Annotated in this window: 11 protein-coding genes; 4 read left to right on the top strand and 7 right to left on the bottom strand. The window is 67.6% G+C overall.

Annotated features, from left to right (window positions below; genetic code table 11):
• Window positions 1-3: 3 nt before the first annotated feature.
• Window positions 4-5,976 carry an alpha-2-macroglobulin family protein gene (locus ACODSU_RS08940; protein ID WP_488842164.1) on the bottom strand — a complete coding sequence of 1,991 codons (5,973 nt, stop codon included), beginning with the start codon at window positions 5,974-5,976 and terminating at the stop codon, window positions 4-6.
• A 221-nt stretch (window positions 5,977-6,197) separates the two neighbouring features.
• Here ACODSU_RS08940 and ACODSU_RS08935 point away from each other — a divergent pair, with 221 nt between their 5' ends.
• Together ACODSU_RS08935 and ACODSU_RS08930 are read left to right on the top strand one after the other, a co-directional pair.
• Window positions 6,198-8,315, top strand: coding sequence for a catalase (locus tag ACODSU_RS08935; RefSeq protein ID WP_488841797.1), 2,118 nt, complete (start codon window positions 6,198-6,200; stop codon window positions 8,313-8,315).
• A gap of 45 nt (window positions 8,316-8,360) precedes the next feature.
• Window positions 8,361-8,969, top strand: coding sequence for a hypothetical protein (locus tag ACODSU_RS08930; RefSeq protein WP_298448940.1), 609 nt, complete (start codon window positions 8,361-8,363; stop codon window positions 8,967-8,969).
• A gap of 119 nt (window positions 8,970-9,088) precedes the next feature.
• On the opposite strand, the gene ACODSU_RS08925 is transcribed toward ACODSU_RS08930, so the two are convergent.
• The 3 genes from ACODSU_RS08925 to argH form a co-directional block, all read right to left on the bottom strand.
• On the bottom strand, window positions 9,089-10,546 hold the full coding sequence (locus tag ACODSU_RS08925) for a diguanylate cyclase domain-containing protein (protein ID WP_488841794.1): 1,458 nt from the start codon (window positions 10,544-10,546) through the stop codon (window positions 9,089-9,091).
• A gap of 201 nt (window positions 10,547-10,747) precedes the next feature.
• The gene (locus ACODSU_RS08920) at window positions 10,748-11,737 is read right to left on the bottom strand and encodes a Bug family tripartite tricarboxylate transporter substrate binding protein (protein ID WP_488841792.1); all 990 of its coding nucleotides are present in this window, start codon (window positions 11,735-11,737) and stop codon (window positions 10,748-10,750) included.
• Window positions 11,738-11,778: 41 nt separating this feature from the next.
• Entirely contained in the window at window positions 11,779-13,248 is a 1,470-nt protein-coding gene (argH, locus tag ACODSU_RS08915; RefSeq protein ID WP_488841790.1) for an argininosuccinate lyase, read from the bottom strand.
• A gap of 52 nt (window positions 13,249-13,300) precedes the next feature.
• Between argH and ACODSU_RS08910 the strand changes: the two genes are divergently transcribed.
• Both ACODSU_RS08910 and ACODSU_RS08905 read left to right on the top strand, forming a co-directional pair.
• A complete protein-coding gene (locus ACODSU_RS08910) occupies window positions 13,301-14,557 on the top strand; it encodes a sensor histidine kinase (protein ID WP_488841788.1) in 1,257 nt (418 codons plus the stop codon).
• Window positions 14,538-15,287: a LytR/AlgR family response regulator transcription factor gene (locus tag ACODSU_RS08905; protein WP_015013141.1), complete on the top strand. Its 750-nt coding sequence runs from the start codon at window positions 14,538-14,540 to the stop codon at window positions 15,285-15,287. Before ACODSU_RS08910 ends, ACODSU_RS08905 begins: the two co-directional genes overlap by 20 nt.
• Window positions 15,288-15,387: 100 nt before the next feature.
• On the opposite strand, the gene arsA is transcribed toward ACODSU_RS08905, so the two are convergent.
• The 3 genes from arsA to ACODSU_RS08890 all read right to left on the bottom strand — a co-directional run bounded on the left by arsA (window position 15,388) and on the right by ACODSU_RS08890 (window position 19,152).
• The gene (gene arsA, locus ACODSU_RS08900; protein ID WP_488841785.1) at window positions 15,388-17,220 is read right to left on the bottom strand and encodes an arsenical pump-driving ATPase; all 1,833 of its coding nucleotides are present in this window, start codon (window positions 17,218-17,220) and stop codon (window positions 15,388-15,390) included.
• Window positions 17,221-17,286: 66 nt separating this feature from the next.
• Window positions 17,287-18,129, bottom strand: coding sequence for a ZIP family metal transporter (locus tag ACODSU_RS08895; RefSeq protein ID WP_060985008.1), 843 nt, complete (start codon window positions 18,127-18,129; stop codon window positions 17,287-17,289).
• 126 nt (window positions 18,130-18,255) lie between these two features.
• On the bottom strand, window positions 18,256-19,152 hold the full coding sequence (locus ACODSU_RS08890) for a dienelactone hydrolase family protein (protein ID WP_488841783.1): 897 nt from the start codon (window positions 19,150-19,152) through the stop codon (window positions 18,256-18,258).
• Window positions 19,153-19,154: the final 2 nt, after the last annotated feature.

The raw sequence follows: 19,154 nt of genomic DNA, 5'->3' as shown, positions 1-19,154 counted from the left end.
AGCTTATTTGGCCACCTGCACCTTCACCCGGGCGTTGGGCAGTTCACCAAACATCTCGGGCGCATACATGGCCTCGGCGCGGCTGGGCGGCAGCGCAAAGTCGCCCGCGTTGTTCAGGCGCACGGTGTACTCCATCTTGACGGTGCCCTTGGGCAGGTACTCGTAGTAGCTGCGGAAGGACTCAAAGCTGCGCTCCTCGAACGCGGGCCAGCCTGCGCCGCTCTTCTTTTCGCCCTGTGTGGCGATCTCAGAGTCGCGGCCCAGGCCGCTGCCCAAAATGGTGGCGCCGCCGGGGATGGGGTCGGTGATGGCCACCCAGGTCATGTCGGCTGTGGCGTTGACCTCCAGCGTCACGCGCAGCACGTCGCCGCGTGTGTACTGGCCAGCGGGCAGCGACTTGTTGGCCTGCTCCACCGGGGTGATGGTCTTCTTGATCGCATAGCCCGCCGCGAACGGCGCCTTGAGATCGATGGCCGCCACCGACTGCAGCGTGAGCCACGGCTTGCCCGGGCCCTGGTGCGTGACGGCCAGCTGCTCCTTGCCGCCCGTCTTGCTCCAGGGCAGGAACATGCCGTTGTTCTTCAGGTTGCCGGGCGATGCGGGCGCGCCAAACCAGGTGATCTGGTTGGGAGCACCGGTGGCGTCCGATGCCTTCACGCGGTCCACCTTGCTCCAGTCCACGCTGGCGGTGTTGCCACCCATGCTGGCCTTGGTGGTGCCCGACACGGCTGTGGCCTCGAACTTGGCGCTGAATTTTTCCAGCGCCAGGCCGCCCCACAGGTTGGCCGTGGTGGTGTGCCAGGCGCCCGCCTGCTGGCGGCTGATGAAGCCGTTGGCCAGACGGCCCATGTCGTCCTTCCAGGCCGGGTCGTCCATCACGGCCAGCATCAGGCGGGCGGTGTTCACGTCGCCGTTCTGCATCAGCCACCACCAGTAGTCGTCCTGTTCGTTGCTGAAGATGAGCTTGGTGCCCTGGAACGACAGGCGGCCGCGCAGGATCTGCATCGCCTCGGCCAGGCGCTTGTCGCGCTCGGGCACATCGGCCACGCGCTTGAGCACATTCACCCAGTCGATCACCGTGTGGGTGGGCCACTGGTTGGGCGCGATGGTGATGCTGCTCACCATGCGGCCCTGGGCCTTGCCGTAGCGCGACAGCGCTTCGAGCGCGGCCACCTTGCGCATGTCCAGGTCCTTGCGCGGGCTCCAGAAGTTGCGCTGGATGCGGCCTTCCACAAACGCGATCAGGCCACGCTCCATGGGCGCACGGGCTTCGTCGGGCAAGGCAAACGCGGGGTTGATGCTGGCGGCCTCGTGCGTGGCGGCCAGCACATAGGCCGTGAGGGTGTCGCTGCCCCGGTTGGCATCGCCGTCGCGCGGCGGGAAGTAATTGGCCAGGCCATCGCTGTCGAGGTAGGTGGGCAACTGCGCCACCACGGTCTGCCACAGCGCGCCATCGCGCAGGCCCACGGCCTTGCTGGTCTTTTGCTCCAGGCAGGCAAACGGGTAGCGCGCCCACCAGTCGCGCACACCGGGCAGGCCTTCGGCCAGCTTGGGCTGCAGCGACATCTTGAGGCCGCCCCGGCCGGGCAATGCGTCGGCGGGTGGGTTCACGTCGAGGTTGTAGCTACCGTCCACTTGCACCAGCGTGGCCTGCTGCACCGTGAGCGGCACCGCCTGCACGATGCGCTGGCGGGCCTTGAGGGCATCGCGGGCGCCGCTGACCTGGTCCTTGGCTTCGATCTCCCACAGGATGGCCTCGGCGCGCGTTTGCGCCAGCTGCGCGGGGGCGGTCACGTCCCAGGCCACCTCACGTGCCTCTCCGGGCGGGATGTCGATGGTCTGGGGCTTCAGCTCCAGCAGCGTGGCGCGCGGCGCCACCTCCACCTTCATCACGGCCTTGGTGGTGTTGCGCAGCGTGATCTGCGCGCGGAACTGGTCGTCCTCGCGCACCAGCGGTGGCAGGCCGCTGATGATCTGCAGGTCCTGCGTGGCGCGGATTTGGGTAGCGCCGGTGCCAAACAGCCCGGTGGATGCATCGGCCACCGCCACGATCTTGAAGGTGGTCAGTGCGTCGTTGAGCGGCACGGTCACCTTGGCCTGGCCGTTGGCGTCGAGTTTGAGCGCGGGCTCCCACAGCAGCAGGGTGTCCAGCAGCTCGCGCGTGGGCGACTTGCCCCCACCGCCGCCAGCGGGCACAGCCTTCTTGCCGTAGTGGCGCCGGCCGATGATTTCCATCTGCGCGGTCGATGTCTCCACGCCCCAGCTGCGGCGCTGCAGCATGGCTTCGAGCAGGCTCCAGCTGCTGTTGGGCATCAGCTCCAGCAGGGCCTGGTCCACAGCGGCCAGGGCCACTTCGGCATTGGCGGCGGGCTTGCCGCCCGGCAGTGTGGCGGTGATGGTGACCTGGGCCTTGCCGCGCACGGCATAGCTCTCCTTGTCGGCCTGCACCTTCACATCGATCTGGTGGGCCTGCGTGCCCACGCGGATTTCGGCCACGCCCAGGCGGTAGGCGGGCTTGGACAAGTCCACCAGCGCCGTGGGCGCCTGGTATTCCTTGCCTTCGTACCAGAACGAGTTCCACCACTCGCGCGGCGCCTTGAAGCCCCAGGTGAAGAAGCTGTACCACGGCACCTCGCGCAGGCGGCCGCGCAGGGCCAGCACGCTCACGTACACGTTGGGGCCCCAGTCGGGCTGCACCTTCAGGCTCACCGTGGGGTCCTGGCCGTTGAGCTGCACCACCTGCGTGTCGATGATGCCCTCGCGCTCCACCGCCACCAGGGCCGTGGCAAAGCGGAACGGCATGCGCACCTGGAACTTGGCGGTCTCGCCGGGCTGGTAGCTCTTCTTCTCGGCCAGCAGGTCGATGCGGTCGTGGTCTTCGCCGCCAAACCACAGCTCGCCCTGTCGCGTCACCCATACCGACGACGCGGCCACGCTGGTGTTGCCGTCCTTGTCGGTGGCTGTGGCCACCAGCTCCACCTCGCCCGCCTCGTCAAGCTTGGCCTCGCACAGCAGCAGACCGCGTGCGTCGCTCTTGCCGGTGCACAGCGTGCCCAGGTCTTTGGTTTCGGTCTGGTTGTCGTAGCTGTAGAAGCCGCCCACCATGCGCTTGCGCGTGGTGGTGGTGATGCGTGCCACCGCCTGCACCTGCAGCGAGGTGTCGGCCGCCGGCTTGCCGCTGTGCTGCAGCGCCAGCGCCTGGAAGCGGATCTTCTGGCGCGCAGACACCCAGCCCTCGGTCTTGATGCCCGCGACCACCCCGGCGGGCCACAGCGTCTGCGTGCTGCGCAGGGTCTGCACCTCGCCATTGGGGTCGGCATAGGTGGCCTCCAGCAGCAGCTCCTGCGGCTGGCGCGACTGGGGCACGTTGTCGATGGTGACCTTGCCCGCACCGTTCTTGTCCAGCGTGAGCGGCAGCTTGTCGGCAATCACACGCGCGTCCTGGCTGGCGGTGGCTTCTTCGTCGTCGCTGTTGGCATTGCTCTGCTCGCGCTTGCGGGGCGGGCTGAAGCGGAAGGTGTCGTAGTCGCTGAACTCCAGGGACTTGCCGCGCACCAGGGCCGACACGCGCACCGGAAGGTTGGCCGCGCCGCCACCGGCCACGTAGTTGATCTGCACATCGGTGGGCACCGAGCGCACACGCACCAGCGCCTTTTTATCGACCGGGGCAATGCGCCCCTCCAGCACCGGCAGGCGGAACTCCTCCACCCTGAACGAGCCAGACGCCAAGCTGCCGTTGACGGTGCCGTTACCCGCCAGTTCAACCTGATACACGCCCAGCTTGGCTGCTGGCGGAATGGCAAAAGTGCTTTGCGCACTGAGCCCGCCGGTGGCAGTGCCGCGCCACACCAGGGGCTGGGTGAACTGCTGGCCACTGCCCAGGTGGGTGATGACGAGGGTGTCGGGACGCGACCCCGGCAGGGCAAAGCCCTGGCGCGTTTCGGCGCGCAGCAGATGCTTCATGGACACGGTTTCGCCCGCACGGAACAGCGTGCGGTCAAAGATCGTGTGGGCGCGCTCGTCCGGCGATGGAGACCGGCTGGTGGGCACATTGAAGCGCCAGGGCTCGATGCCGCGCTGCCAGTCGCTCCAGGTGAAGGCCATGTCCTCGACGCCATCGCCCCCCTTGTGGCGGGCGCTCACAAAGTACGACTGGCCGACCTCGTCCTCAGAATTGGAATTGCAGCCCGGCGGCTCGGGCGAGAGCCCTTCGATGCGGGCTATGCCCTGGGCATCGGTGGTGGCGTTGGCCAGTTCGTTGCCCCGGCAGTCCGACACGCGCACTGTGGCGCCCTGCACGGGCTGGCCCTTGTCCAGCGTGGTGACCCAGGCCATGGCGTTTTCGCGGCCGAGCTTGAAATGCACCCCCAGGTTGGTCACCAGCGCCGAGGTGCGCACATACATCGTGCGGCCTTCGCCATGGCGGTCGTCCAGCAGCGAGGCGCCGAGCTTTTGCGACGCGATCTCCACCACATGGAAGCCGGGCGTAAGCGGAATGCCCACCACCTCGAACGGACGCGGGTCGTTGCTCGCGGGCTTGGGCAGGTCCAGCGTCTTGACGCCGCCCTTGCCCGCCAGCAGCGACAGCATGCGCGACTGCACGTACTCCTTGTCGTCATCCAGCACCTTGGGCAGGGGGCCGGTCACGTCCTGGCGCGCCTGCTTGCGGTTCACCACATAGTTGTCGTAGCGCTGCACCTTGCGGAACCAGGCAATGATGTCCGCGTCGGTGCGGGGCTTGAGCGTGCTCACCTTGCCCGCTGGCGCGCTGGCTGTGGCAGTGCCCGCCTGCAGGCCCTGCACACGCAGGGCAGCCTCCACGTTGCGCAGCGTCACGGGCAGCAGCGCAGGCGGGTTGTCGGACGCGGGGCCTTCGGCAAAACGCTCCACGATGCCAAACGGCGCCGCCGCAAACTTGGCCAGCGGCGGCATGCCGCCGGTAGACACCTTGAGCGGGAAGTTGTCCGCATTGCGCAACGGGCGGCCCGAGGCGTCCTTGAAGTCCTTGGGCAGCTCGATGGTGAAGGCCGTGTTCTCGGCCAGCGGCGCGTTGAACTGCAGGCTGTTGACCAGGGCATCGGCCTGGGCGCCTTCTGCGCCGCCGTCGATCTGGGGCTTGAGGGTTTCCTTGGCGGACTTGAGGCGAATGGCTGCGGCCAGCTTGCGCGGCACAGGCGCATTGAACGACAGCATCATCGGCCGGATGGGCAGGCAAGCCGCCTGGGCGTTTTCACGCTCGCAGTTGAACTCGGCCGAGAACGGCTCGCGCACCTTGAAATCGAAGCGCTTTTCCACCGTGTTGGCCACGCCGCTGGGCGTTGCCACACCCTTGCCGAACACGATCTGCATGCGCGAGCCGGAGGTGAACCGGCGGTTGCAGGCCAGCGTGGCAAACGACAAGGGATCGCGTGCGGCGTCTTTCTCAAGCCCCAGGCCCTTGAGGATCTCGGCGCGCTGGGCTCCTTCGATCAGGCGCACGGGGATGCGCTCGCCCACGCCTTCGGCCGTGCACCACACGTTGGCCTGCACGCTGGCCGTGGTGGCGGCGCCGTTGAGGAACAGCACAAAGAACTGCTCCTCGTCGATCTGCTCGTAGGTGCTGGGGCGGAGGTTCTGCACAAACGGCCCGCCGCTATTGAACTGATAGCTCTTGGCGCCCGTCAGCTCTGCGCCAGCGGCCGATTTGAAGCCTGGCTTGACGCTGGCGGTGCATCGCACGCCCGGCGGCAGGTCGCGCTCGAAGTCAAACACCCACTCGCGCTCGCCGGTCCAGCGGCCCGTGCCCTTGGTGACGCTGGCGTCGCTGCAGCTCAGGCTCAGCGGCGCGGGCGCCTTGGGGTCGCCGAAATTGACCGCAGCACTATCGAACTTGGCCACCACCTGGCGCACGCGCGCCACCTCGCCCTGGGGCGAGAAGCTGGTGATCTGCAGGGCCTGCGCCCCCCAGGCCACCAGAGACAGGCTGGCGGCCAACATCCATTTTTTTGCGTTCACGCTATCCCCTCCGAAGGAACCGGCAAGCGTAACAAAGTGCCATGTCGCGCGGGTGTGTGTTGCAAGCACTTACGTATCGAGCGGGCCCATGGGCATCTCCTGTGCATGACGACGTGCCGATGGGGCCGTGTCCTACCCGCTGCCCCTGCTCAGCGCCCAAAGATGACGGCTTCGTTTTACCCCACGCACCCTCAGGAGCGCCCATGGCACGACCCCCTACCTCCCGCAGCACGGCCCATAAAGCGCCGTCTGCTCTGCCCTCTTCCACCCAGTCCGACAACTTTCGCGGCAATGCGGGCGAACTGCAGCAACAGGCTGGCGGCAAGCACCCGGTACTGACCACGCAGCAGGGCATTCCGGTCGCCGACAACCAGAACTCGCTGCGCGCAGGGCCGCGCGGCCCGGCGCTGCTGGAAGACTTCATCCTGCGCGAGAAGATCACCCACTTTGACCATGAACGCATTCCCGAGCGCATCGTGCACGCCCGGGGCACGGCAGCCCATGGCTTCTTTGAACTCACGCACTCGCTCAAAAAGTACACCACCGCCAAGGTGCTGACCGAGATCGGGGTGCAGACCCCTGTGTTCACCCGCTTTTCCACCGTGGCCGGTGGCGCGGGCTCGGTGGACACACCGCGCGACGTGCGCGGCTTTGCCGTCAAGTTCTACACGTCCGAAGGCAACTGGGACCTGGTGGGCAACAACATCCCCGTGTTCTTCATTCAGGACGCAATGAAATTCCCGGACCTGGTGCACGCCGTGAAGATGGAGCCCGACCGGGGCTTTCCGCAGGCGGCCAGCGCGCACGACACCTTCTGGGACTTTGTCTCGCTGATGCCCGAAAGCATGCACATGATCATGTGGGCCATGAGCGACCGCACCATCCCGCGCAGCCTGCGCATGATGGAAGGCTTTGGCGTGCACAGCTTCCGCCTGCTCAACGCGGCGGGCGAGAGCACGTTTGTGAAGTTCCACTGGCGGCCCAAGCTGGGCATCCAGTCCACCGTGTGGGATGAGGCGGTCAAGCTGCAATCGGCCGACAACGACTTCCATCGGCGCGACCTGTTCGAGTCCATCGAGGCGGGCGACTTCCCCGAGTGGGAGCTGTCGGTGCAGCTGTTCACCGAGGAGGACGCCCAGCGCTTCCCCTTTGACCACCTGGACCCGACCAAACTCATCCCCGAAGAACTGGTACCCCTGCAGCCCGTCGGCCGCATGGTGCTCAACCGCTGGCCCGACAACTTTTTTGCCGAGACCGAGCAGGTGGCGTTCTGCCCCGCCAATGTGCCGCCGGGCATCGACTTCAGCAACGACCCGCTGCTGCAGGGCCGCCTGTTCTCGTACCTGGACACCCAGCTGTCCCGCCTGGGCGGGCCCAACTTTGCGCAGATCCCCATCAATGCGCCCAAGTGCCCGTTCCACAACATGCAGCGCGACGGCCACATGCAGATGCAGGTGCCCAAGGGCCGCGTCAACTACGAGCCCAGCAGCCTGCAGGGCGACACGCCCCGCGCCTCGCTGGCGCAAGGCTTTCGCCATGTTGCCCAGGCCGACGACGGGGTGAAGGGCCGCGTGCGCCCCGAGAGCTTTGCCGACCACTACAGCCAGGCGCGCATGTTCTACCGCAGCCAGAGCCCGCTGGAGCAGGCGCACATGGCGTCGGCGCTGGTGTTCGAGCTGTCCAAGGTGGGCACACCCCATGTGCGCGAAGCGGTGGTGGGCCATCTGCTGCATGTGGATGCTGACCTGGCCCAGCGGGTGGCCGACGGCCTGGGTCTGCAAACCCTGCCGCCCGCCCCCGCCACCACCGAGCCGGTGCAGGACCTGCCCCTGTCGCCCGCGCTGCGCATCATCGACCGCATGAAGCCCACGCTGCAGGGCCGGTGCATCGGCATTCTGGTGGCCGATGGCTCCAACGGCACCTCGGTGGCCAACCTGCGCAAGGCGCTGGAGAAAGTGGGCGCCACCGTGAAAATCGTCGCGCCCAAGGTGGGCGGCGCCATGCTGAAAGACGGCACGTTGCTGCCCGCAGACGGCCAGCTGGCGGGCACCCCGTCGGCGGTGTTTGACGCCGTGGCCTCCATCCTGTCGCCCGACATGGGCGCACAGCTGGCCAAGGAGGCGGCGGCCGTGGACTGGTTCCGCGACGCGTTCGGCCACCTGAAGGCCATTGCCGCCTGCAAGGGCACCCGGGCCATCCTGCAGGCCGGTGGCATCGAGCCCGATGCGGGCGTGGTGGACCCGGCCGATGTGCAGGGCTTCATCGCCGCCGCCCAGACCCGCCAGTGGGACCGCGAGCCCCAAGTCCGCACCCTGGCCTGACCGCATCGCCCTCTTTTTTGTTCACCCACCACCCAAGGAGTCACCATGCCCAAAAGCCACTACGACAGCCATCAACTCGACGACCTCGTCCTGCAGATGATGGAGACCGAACTCGGCGGCGAACAGGTGTACCGCACCGCCCTCACCTGCGCCATCAACCCCGACCTGAAGAAGGAATGGGAAGGCTATCTGGAAGAAACGCTGGCGCACCAGAACGTGGTGCGCGGCATCTGCGATGCGCTGGGCCTGGACCCCGATGCGCAGTCGCCCACGCGGGCTGTGGTCAAGCACATTGGCACCTCCCTGGTCCAGGCGATGCAGCTGGCCAAAAAGTCGGGCACGCCAGAGGCCGCACAGCTGGTGGCCTGCGAATGTGTGGTGCATGCCGAAACCAAGGACCACGCCAACTGGGAGCTGCTGGGCCAGGTGGCCAAGGTGGCGACGGGCGATGTGGGCCACACCCTCAAGGTGGCCCACAAGGCGGTGGAAAAAGACGAGGACCACCACCTTTACCACACCAAGGGCTGGTGCCGCGAACTGGCTATTCAGGCCCTGGGCATGCCCGCCGTGCTGCCCCCGCCCGAAGAGGTCAAGAACGTGGAGACCGCCATTGGCGCATCGCGCGCCGAGCAGCAGCGCACGGCCATGCTGTGACCAGGTTGCGGACTGAACGGCAACCTTGCGACAGGCTGAGCTCCTAAAAATATAGCTGCAAGCGCTTGATGTACTAGCGCCTGCAGCTATTTTTGTTGGATATCGGCAAAACCCGCCTCTCACGCCGATGGCGTGGAGGTCTGCGGCGGCGGCTCGGCAACTCCCGGGGCTTCGGCCAGTATCGCCAGCCCTTTGCCGCTGCGCTTGCTGGTGTACAGCGCCCGGTCCGCCCGGTCCATGAGCGCCGGCATCGACTCCACCGCAGGGCCCTGGAACAACGCCACCCCAATGCTCGCACCGGTCAGCACGTGTTGGCCACTGTCCAGTCCGATGGGTGCCACCAGCGCTGCCAGCACCTTCTGGGCCATTTCCATGGCGGCCTCGGGGGACGCCACGGCGTTCAGCACCAGGGCAAATTCGTCGCCACCCAGGCGGGCGGCGGTGTCATTGGCGCGCGCCAGTCCGGCCAGACGCTGCGCCACACGCACCAGCACCTGGTCGCCACTGCCATGCCCCAGACTGTCGTTCACGGCCTTGAAGCCATCCAGATCCACCAGCAGCAACGCGCCAGCACGGTGGTCGCGGTAGGCCGTCAGCACCGCCTGCGACAAGCGGTCTTCAAACAGGCGCCGGTTGGGCAAGCCTGTCAGGCGGTCATGGCTGGCCAGGGCCAATACCTGCTGGTGGGCGCGCACCAGCCGCGCGCTCAACAGCCCCAGCACCAGCGCAAACGCATAGGCCAGCATCACCACCAGCACGGGTGCGCGGCCTGCCGCTCCCCAGCCGCCGGTAGGGACCGCGCCCAGAATCCAGCTGCCGCCACCCGGCAAAGGCACATCGAGCGTGGCGGGCTCCTCGTCGAACAACTGGGATCGGCCGATGAACACCGCGCCCTGCGCGCCCATCGCGTCCAGCCCGCGTGCCGCCACCTGAAAGCCCATCTGGTCAGAGTTCAGGCCCACATCCGCGAACAGGGTGTCGGCATTGACGGTGAGCGACACGATGCCCCAGTAACGGGGCCCGCCCACCGGTGCACGCCCCGGCGGATGCGCCAGAAACACCGGTGTGCGGCTGATGATGCCCAGCCCCCCTTGCACCAGCGGAATGGGGCCCGCAACAACCGTGCGGCGGGTCTGGATGGCGCGCTCCACCGCGCCACGCTGCTGCGGGTTGTCCAGGTACCGCAGGCCAATCGCCCGCTCATTGCCCACGCGCGGGTACACGTCGCTGATGACGTTGTCGGGCGCCAGGGCCAGGTTGCGGATATTGCGCTGGTGCTCCAGCAGGCGGCCCACCACGGTGGCAAAAATGTCGGGCGACATGCTGCCTTGCGCCGCAATGAAGGCGGACACCGTTTCAGGCACCGACAACGTGCTCTGCAATTGCCGGTCCAGGCGGTCGCGGATCTGCAGCAGGTGGCTTTGCGCTTGCGCGGCAATCTCAGCGCGTGCCTTGGTGTGCGAGATGTCGATGACCACCCAGGCCAGCAAGGCGGCCAGTGTGCTGCTGCACACGCCCACCGCGAGGGGCAGGTACCGGTGATGGATCCAGTTCGAAGGAAGGCGGCTGGTGGGCATGAATGAGGTCCGGGATGGGTGCCGGATGGTGCCATGGTCTGTGCAGACCGGCCAGCACCGAATGCGCAGACGCTGGCCGCTGGGATGGCATCCAGGTCGGTCAGTGCAAGGGCCTCACGTAGGCCCCTCAGGGGACGCACCGCCCGCGCTGCGAATCCGGGCGGAGGTCAGGTGTATGACCCGCCGCCCGCTCGACGGCCCTTACTGCGCCACAAACCCGCTGGTCTTGATGATGCGCGTCCAGGCTTCGGTGTAGGCCTTCTCGCGCGTGGCCAGCTGCTGGGGCGACATGTAGCCCACTGTGAGGCCCATGGCGGTGAGGTGTTCGCGCACATCAGGCTGGGCCACGACCTTGGCCAGCGCGTTCGAGAAGTCGGTGATGAACTTTTGCGGCGTGCCGGTGGGTGCGTAGATGCCGTAGTACGGCAGGTCTTCAAAGCCCTTGAGGCCCATCTCGTCGAACGTGGGCACGTCGGGCATGGAGGCCTGGCGCTTGGTGCCCAGCACGCCCACCACGCGCACCTTGCCGGCCTTGTGGTTTTCCATGAAGTCCTGCACCGAGGCCACGCCCGCGCTGATCTGGTTGCCCAGCATGTCAGCCATCATCGGGGCGCTGCCCCGGTACGGTGCAGAGACCAGGTCCAGCTGGTACTTTTGCCCGACCAGCTTGACCAGAAACTCTGGCGTGGAAGCTGGCGCAGGAATACCCACCGCGCCCTTGCTGCCACCGGCCGTCTTGACCCACTGCACGTACTCGGTGAACGACTTGGCCGGCGTGCCGCCCGACACGGCAAACGCATTCACAAACGTGGCAAAACCGCCCACCGCCACAAAGTCACGCGCGGGTTCGTAGCCGGGGTTCTTCACCACCTGAGGCAGGATGGAGATGGTGTGGTCGTGCGTGAGGAACAGCGTGGTGCCATCGGGCGCTGAGGCCTTGAGGGTCTGCGCGGCAATCTGGCCGCCCGCGCCGGGGCGGTTTTCCACCACCACGGGCTGGCCCAGCTCGTCCTTGAGCTTCTCGGACAGAGTGCGCGCAATGGCGTCCGTGCCACCGCCGGGCGGAAAGCCCACGAGCAGGCGAATGGGCTTGGCCTGCTGGGCAGACGCCAGGCCCACGGCCAGTGCGGCCCCCACAAAAGCACTGGTGCGCACAAGGCGAGACAGCAGGCTACGGCGAGAAGTTGTCATGAAAAAGCTCCAGGGTAGAAGGTCAAGCGACAGTGCAAAGATCAAGCCAGGCGGGCGCGGTGGCGGGCGAGCTGGGCACGCACCTGCGCGGGGGCGGTGCCGCCCAGCGTGTTGCGGGCGTTGAGCGAGCCGCGCAGGCTCAGGCACTCGTACACATCCTTCTCGATGGCGGGGTGGAAGCCCTGCAGCACGTTCAGGGGCAGCTCTGACAGGTCACACGCGTGCGAGGTCGCAGCCTTGACGGCATGGGCCACGGTTTCGTGCGCGTCGCGGAAGGGCAGGCCCTTTTTGACCAGGTAGTCGGCCAGGTCGGTGGCGGTGGCGTAGCCCTTGAGCGCGGCCTGCTCCATGGCCTGGGCGTTGACGGTGATGCCGCCCTCCTTCTTGCCCGTCGCAGGGTCGAGCTGGCCGCCGACCATCTCGGCAAAGATGCGCAGCGTGTCTTTGAGCGTGTCCACGGTGTCGAACAGCGGCTCCTTGTCTTCCTGGTTGTCCTTGTTGTAGGCCAGGGGTTGGCCCTTCATCAGGGTGATCAGGCCCATCAGGTGGCCGACCACGCGGCCGGTCTTGCCGCGCGCGAGTTCGGGCACGTCGGGGTTCTTCTTCTGCGGCATGATCGACGAGCCGGTGGTGAAGCGGTCGGCAATCTTGATGAAGCCGAAGTTCTGGCTCATCCAGATGATGAGTTCTTCCGACAGGCGGCTCACGTGCACCATGCACAGGCTGGCGGCGGCGGTGAATTCGATGGCGAAGTCGCGGTCGCTCACGGCGTCCAGGCTGTTCTGGCAAACGCCGTCCATCCCTAAGGTTTTGGCGACGCGTTCGCGGTCCAGCGGGTAGGTGGTGCCAGCGAGGGCTGCGCTGCCCAAGGGCAGCACGTTGGTGCGGCGGCGCACATCGGCCATGCGCTCGGCGTCGCGCTTGAACATTTCCACGTAGGCCAGCATGTGGTGGCCAAAGCTCACGGGCTGGGCCACCTGCAGGTGGGTGAAGCCGGGCAGGATCACCTCCACGTTCTGCTCAGCCACATCCACCAGAGACACCTGCAGCTCTTTGAGCAGGTCGCCAATCAGGTCAATCTCGCCACGCAGCCACAGGCGTACATCGGTCGCCACCTGGTCGTTGCGGCTGCGGCCCGTATGCAGGCGCTTGCCTGCATCGCCCACCAGCTGGGTCAGGCGCGCTTCGATGTTCAGGTGCACGTCTTCCAGATCGAGCTTCCACTCGAACGCGCCGGATTCGATCTCCGACGTGATTTGCGCCATGCCGCGCTGGATGGAGGCGTGGTCTTCAGGGCTGATGATGCCTTGCGCGGCCAGCATTTCGGCGTGCGCCAGGCTGCCTGCAATGTCGGCCTGCCACAGGCGCTTGTCGAAGAACACGCTGGACGTGTAGCGCTTGACCAGGTCGCTCATGGGCTCGGAAAACAGCGCCGACCAGGCCTGGGCCTTGGTGTCGAGCTGGTTGTGGGACGGCGCAGAGTCGGCGCTGGTGGCTTGGGCTTTGGACATAAGGAGGGCAATAATCCGGTGGTTCAGACACCCGGACTGCCCGGATGCCGCAATGCAAAACACCCAAATTTTATCGACCCAGCCCCCGCCGCCGGATTCCGCCCTGCCAGACAGGCCCGTGCGCAGCGTGCGGGCGGCTGCAGGCGCAGGGTCGGGCGGGCAGCCACCACGCGGGCGGGCCCTGGTGTTCGATGCCTGCCAGGTGGGTGTGGTGCTGCGGGCTGTGCTGTTCGTGGAGGTGGTGGTGGGCGTGGGCGCCATGTACGGCGCCAGCAGCCCGTCCGCATGGCTGGCCAGCTTGGCGCTGCTGACCGGCGGTGCGCTGCCGGCCACACTGGTGTGGCTGGTCACGGCGTGCAGCCTCAAGACAGTGCTGCAGCGCCTGACCACCGCGCAGCAATATGCCGCCGGGGTGCTGCTGGGCGCCGTGGCCGGTGCCTATGCCTGCGCCATGCTGGCGCTGGTGGGCCTGTCGGCATCGCCCCCCTGGCTGGCCAGCGCTGCCACCGGCGCATTGCTGGCAGCCATGCTGGTGGCCGCGCTGGTGTTGCGCGCCCGGGGCCGCACCCCGGCCGCCACCACGGCGCGCCTGACGGAGCTGCAGTCGCGCATTCGCCCGCATTTTTTGTTCAACACGCTCAACAGCGCCATTGCGCTGGTGCGTGAGGAGCCGGCCAAGGCCGAGTCGCTGCTGGAAGACCTGTCGGACCTGTTCCGCGTGGCCCTCATCGAGCAGGGCGAATCCACAACGCTGGCTGAGGAGATCACCCTGGCGCGGCGCTACCTGGGCATTGAGCAGGTGCGCTTTGGCAACCGCCTGCAAGTGCAGTGGAACCTGGACCCGCGCACCGACAGCGCGCGCCTGCCCCCGCTTCTGCTGCAGCCGCTGGTGGAAAACGCCGTCAAGCACGGCGTGGAGCCCAGCGCCCGGGGCGGCAAGCTGCGCGTGCTGACCGAGCTGCGCGGCAACCGCGTGGTGGTGCGCATCACCAACACCCTGCCCCCCAAGGAAGGCAAACCCGGCAGGCACGACGAGCCCAGCACACGGGGGCACGGCATCGCACTGGCCAACGTGCGCGCGCGGCTGGCCTTGCTGCACGACGTGCAGGGCGAGTTCACCGCCGGTGTGCAGGACGGGCTGTACCAGGTACGCATCACACTGCCCGCTGCCGACCCCACGCCCCAGCCCACCTCCCGCCAGCGCAAGGCCCCACGCGGGCGTGGCGACCCACGCGGCAGCTCCCGCCGTGGCGTGGTCGCGCCCACCGAACCTACCCCCTCCAAACCCCATGAACATCCTGATCGTTGACGACGAAGCCCTCGCGCGCAGCCGCTTGCGCACCCTGCTGTCCGACTGCTCGGACATCCAGCGCTGCACGGTGGCCGAGGCCTCCAACGCCGCCGAGACCATGGCGCTGCTGGGCCCCACCGGGGGGCGTGCGTACGACCTGGTGCTGCTGGATATCCACATGCCGGGGCAGGACGGCCTGGCGCTGGCGCATGCGCTGCAGGCCCTGCCCCAGCCGCCGGCTGTTGTGTTTGTGACGGCCCATGCGGACCACGCCGTGAGCGCGTTCGAGCTGGACGCCGTGGACTACCTCACCAAACCCGTGCGCCGCGAGCGGCTGCAGCAGGCCCTGGCCAAGGTGCAGCGCACCAGCCGCCCGGCAGGGCCCAGCGCCGTGCCCAGCCTGCCCGAGGGCGAGACTTTGCTGATCCAGGACCGGGGCCGCACCGAGCGCCTGCCCCTGGCCGAGGTGCTGTACTTCAAGGCCGAGCAGAAGTACGTGACCGTGCGCACCACCACCCGCAGCTACATCATGGACGGCTCGCTGAGCGAGCTGGAAACCAAGTTTGCGCCGCGCTTTCTGCGCATCCACCGCAATGCCCTGGTAGCACGCCGCGCCGTGCGCGCGCTGGAAAAGCACTACGACCCCGAAGAGGGCGAAGGCTGGGCGGTGCGGCTGCAAGGATCGACCGAACTGCTGGCGGTGTCGCGGCGGCAGGTGGCGGCCGTGCGCGAGGAGCTGGCGCGCTAGCCGCGGGGCTGCACAGGCCTGTGGGGGCCTTGGAACACCCCTACGGATATTTTTGAGCCATTTTGGCCGCTAGCGCTAGTTCCATATGCCCAAGCAGCTATCAATGAGATAGCAAATCTCCTGACGCAGCAGAAGGCGCCGCCACCAGCTGCCCCAACGCCTCCACCCCCACCGGCGGTGTCGCCAGCCAGGGCAGCACGTAGGTGCGCTGCGCCAGGCCGCTGGCAATGCGCGCGGCCTGCTGCTGCTCGCCCACCAGTCGGGCCTGTAGCAGCGGGTCGCTGGTACCCGTGGCCGCCACGCTTTTGTTGATGACCCAGGCCCAGGGCTCGATACGGGCGCGGCGCAGGTCGTCCTGCAGCGCGGCGGCCTGGCTCACGGGCGTGACCTCGGGCAGCGTGACGATGACCACGTGGGTCATGTCGGCGTCCTGCAGGCGCATCAGCGGCGTGATGATGTGTTTGGCGTTGGCGCTGCCTTCGTACTGCTGCGTCATCTGCCGGTGGTAAGCGCCGGTGGCGTCCATCAGCAGCAGGCTGTGGCCAGTGGGCGCCGTGTCCAGCACCACAAAGGCGCTGCGGGCCTCGTTCACCACTCGGCTGAACGCGTGGAACACGGCCACCTCTTCGGTGCAGGGTGACTGCAGGTCTTCCAGCAGCAGGGCGCGGCCCGCGTTGTCCAGCGCCTTGCCGCGCGTGGCCATGATCTTGTCGATGTAGGCCTGGGTCTCGGCGTGCGGGTCGATGCGCCCCACCTTCAAGCCCGGCAGGCTGCCGTCCAGCTGGCTCTGCACGTGGGCAGCCGGGTCGGTGGTGGTGAGGTGCACGCTGTGCCCGCGCTGCACCAGCCCCACGGCGAGCGCGGCGGCAATGGTGGTTTTGCCCACGCCGCCCTTGCCCATCACCATGATCAGGCCGTGGCCCTTGGCGGCCAGCGCGTCGGCCAGGGCCGCGAGCGGCTCGGCCTGCAAGGGCGCTGCGGCTGTGGGGCTGTGCGCACTGGAAGGCACGTCGCCGCCGCCCAGCAATGCCCGCAGCGCGGGCAGGCCCACCGTGTCAAAGGCGCGCAGCGGCACCTCGTCGCGCGGCAGTTGCGCCAGGGCGTCTGGCATCTGGTCCAGGGCTTGACGACCCAGGGCCTCGATGGCGTCGGCCACCGCGTCCTGCCCCGGCTGGCTGGCATGGAACACGCCGTTGATGGCCAGGCGCTGGTGGGCCAGGCCCAGGGCGCGCAGCTCCAGCGCGGTGCGCGCGGCCTCCTGCATGGGGCGGGGGTCGGGGCGGGTGACCAGCACCACGGTGGTCAGGGCCGGGTCGCTCAGCGCGGCCAGGGCGGCGTTGAAGCGGGCCTCCTGCATCTTGAGGCCCGAGTGCGGCCCCAGGCACGAGGCGCCCCGGTCATTGCCGGCCAGGAATCCGGTCCAGGCCTTGGGCAGGCTCAGCAGGCGCAGCGTGTGGCCGGTGGGGGCCGTGTCGAACACCACATGGTCGAACACATGGCCGGTGTCACTGCCCTCGCTGGCCAGCAGCGCGGCAAATTCGTCAAATGCAGCGATCTCGGTCGTGCAGGCGCCCGAGAGCTGCTCGCGCACGGTGGCGCGCTCTTCGCTGGTGGCCGTGGCCTCCAGCTGCGCCAGCACGCGCTGGCGGTAGGCTTCGGCCGCCGTGTCGGGGTCGATATTGAGCATGTGCAGCCCCGGCACGCCGGGCACGGCCACGGGCTGGTTGGACAGAGGCACGCCCAGCATTTCATCCAGATTGGAGGCCGCATCGGTGCTGACCAGCAGCACCTGCCGCCCGGCATCCGCCAGGGCAATGGCCGTGGCGGTGGACAGCGAGGTTTTGCCCACCCCGCCCTTGCCGGTGAAGAACAGAAAACGCGTGGGCTGGGCGAGCAGGCCCAGGGAGACGGTGCTGGCGTGTGGAGCGGTCATGCGTCCAGCATGGCATAACCGCCTGGTACGGCCTTGAGCAAAGTCAAGGTCTCACCTCCCAGCACATCAATGCGCGTGCGCCGCCCCGCTCACCAACGTCACGATCACCATGCCCGCGATCAGCCAGGCAATCTGCGCAATGGTCTCCCTGGCAGTGAGGCGCTTTTGCAGCTGGGGGATCAAATCGGCCAGCGCCACGTACACAAAGCTGCTGGAGGCCACCGCCAGAAAGTACGGCAGGAAGTCCTGCAACTGCCCCACCAGAAAGTAGCCCACCACGCCGCCCAGCGCCGTCACCGCGCCTGCCAGCGACACCTTCACCAGCGCCATGCGGCGGTTGGGGCTGGTTTGGCGCAGCACCACCAGGTCGCCCATGTGGTGCGGCACTTCGTGCGCCAGCACGGACACGGCGGCGATCACACCCAGGCGGATGTCAGCCATGAAGGCGGACGCGATCAGGATGCCGTCGCCAAAACAATGCACGCTGTCGCCCGTCAGCACCGCCCAGCCGCCCGAACGGGGGCCGTGGTGATGGTGGTGGGCATGGCCATGGCTGTGGTCATGCGCGTGGCCGTGGTCGTGCGGGGCGTGGCTGTGTGCGGCGGTCTCCGCGTGGCTGTGCTCGTGCCCGTGGTGCCACAGCTCGGCCTTGTCGAGCAGGAAGAAGAACACCACCCCCACCAGCAGGGTGGCAAACAGGTCGTGGGCGCCGGCCTGGCTCTCGAACGCCTCGGGCAGCAGGTGCATGAAGGCCGTGGCCAGCAGAGCGCCCGCCGCCAGGCTCAGCAGGTGCTGCGGGCCCACGCTGTCGCCCCGCCCACCCAGGCCCAGCCGCATGAGCAAGGCGGCCAGCCACACGCTGCCGATACCAGCGGCCAGGGTGGCCAGAATGATTGCTACCAAAGTCATAGCTTTTTGCGCTTTATCTGTAAGCCTTAAAACCTGTTCAAGCTCTGCACGCCCGATGCAAGATGAAAAAAGCCGCCCCGGGTGTGGGGCGGCTGTGGGCGGCCTGGTGGGCCGGGGGTTTGTGCATCAAACCACACCGTGCGTTTTGAACCAGGCCAGCGCACGCTTCCAGCCGTCTTCGGCCGCTTCCTTGCGGTAGCTGGCGCGGTAGTCGGCATGGAAGGCGTGCGGTGCATCGGGGTACACCACAAATTCCGACGCCTTGGCCTGCGGCGAGCCGCTGGACAAGGCCGCTTTCATCTTATCAACCGTGTCAAGGGGGATGCCGGTGTCTTTTTCGCCATACAGGCCGAGCACCGGCGCCTTGAGAATAGGCGCCAGGTCTACAGGGTGCTTGGGGGTGAGTTCGCTGGCCTGGCCCACCAGCCGTCCGTACCACGCCACGCCAGCCTTGACGGGGCCGTGGGCGGCATACAACCAGGTGATGCGGCCGCCCCAGCAAAAGCCGGTGATCCCCACCCGGGTGCCATCGCCCCCATTGGCGGTGGCCCAGGCCACGGCGCCATCCAGGTCGGCCATCACCTGGGCATCAGGCACCTTGGACACCACTTCGGCCATCAGCTTGGCGATGTCGGTGTAGGCAGAGGCGTCGCCCTGGCGTGCGTACAGCTGGGGCGCAATGGCCAGGTAACCCGCCTTGGCAAAACGGCGGCAGGTGTCGGCGATGTACTCGTGCACACCAAAAATCTCCTGGATCACCAGCACCACGGGCAGGCCGGTCTTGCCTGCGGGCGCCGCGCGGTAGGCGGGCACCTTGAAACCGTTGACCGTGAAGCTCACCTCCCCCACCGTCAGACCGTCTGCCGGCGTGGCAATGGCCGTCTGGGCCATGATGGGCGCGGCTGCGGCCGCATAACCCAGGCCCAGCGCTGCCTGCAGCGCAGTGCGGCGCGTGGCGCCCGCTTCGGTGGTGCGGCCGGGCAACAGCGCCTGGGCGTCGGCATGGAGGTCGTCATTGAACATCG

This window comes from Acidovorax sp. FG48, assembly GCF_057809085.1.
The sequence above is the reverse complement of the archived record's forward strand: the minus strand, read 5'-3'. Positions and strand labels throughout refer to the sequence as shown.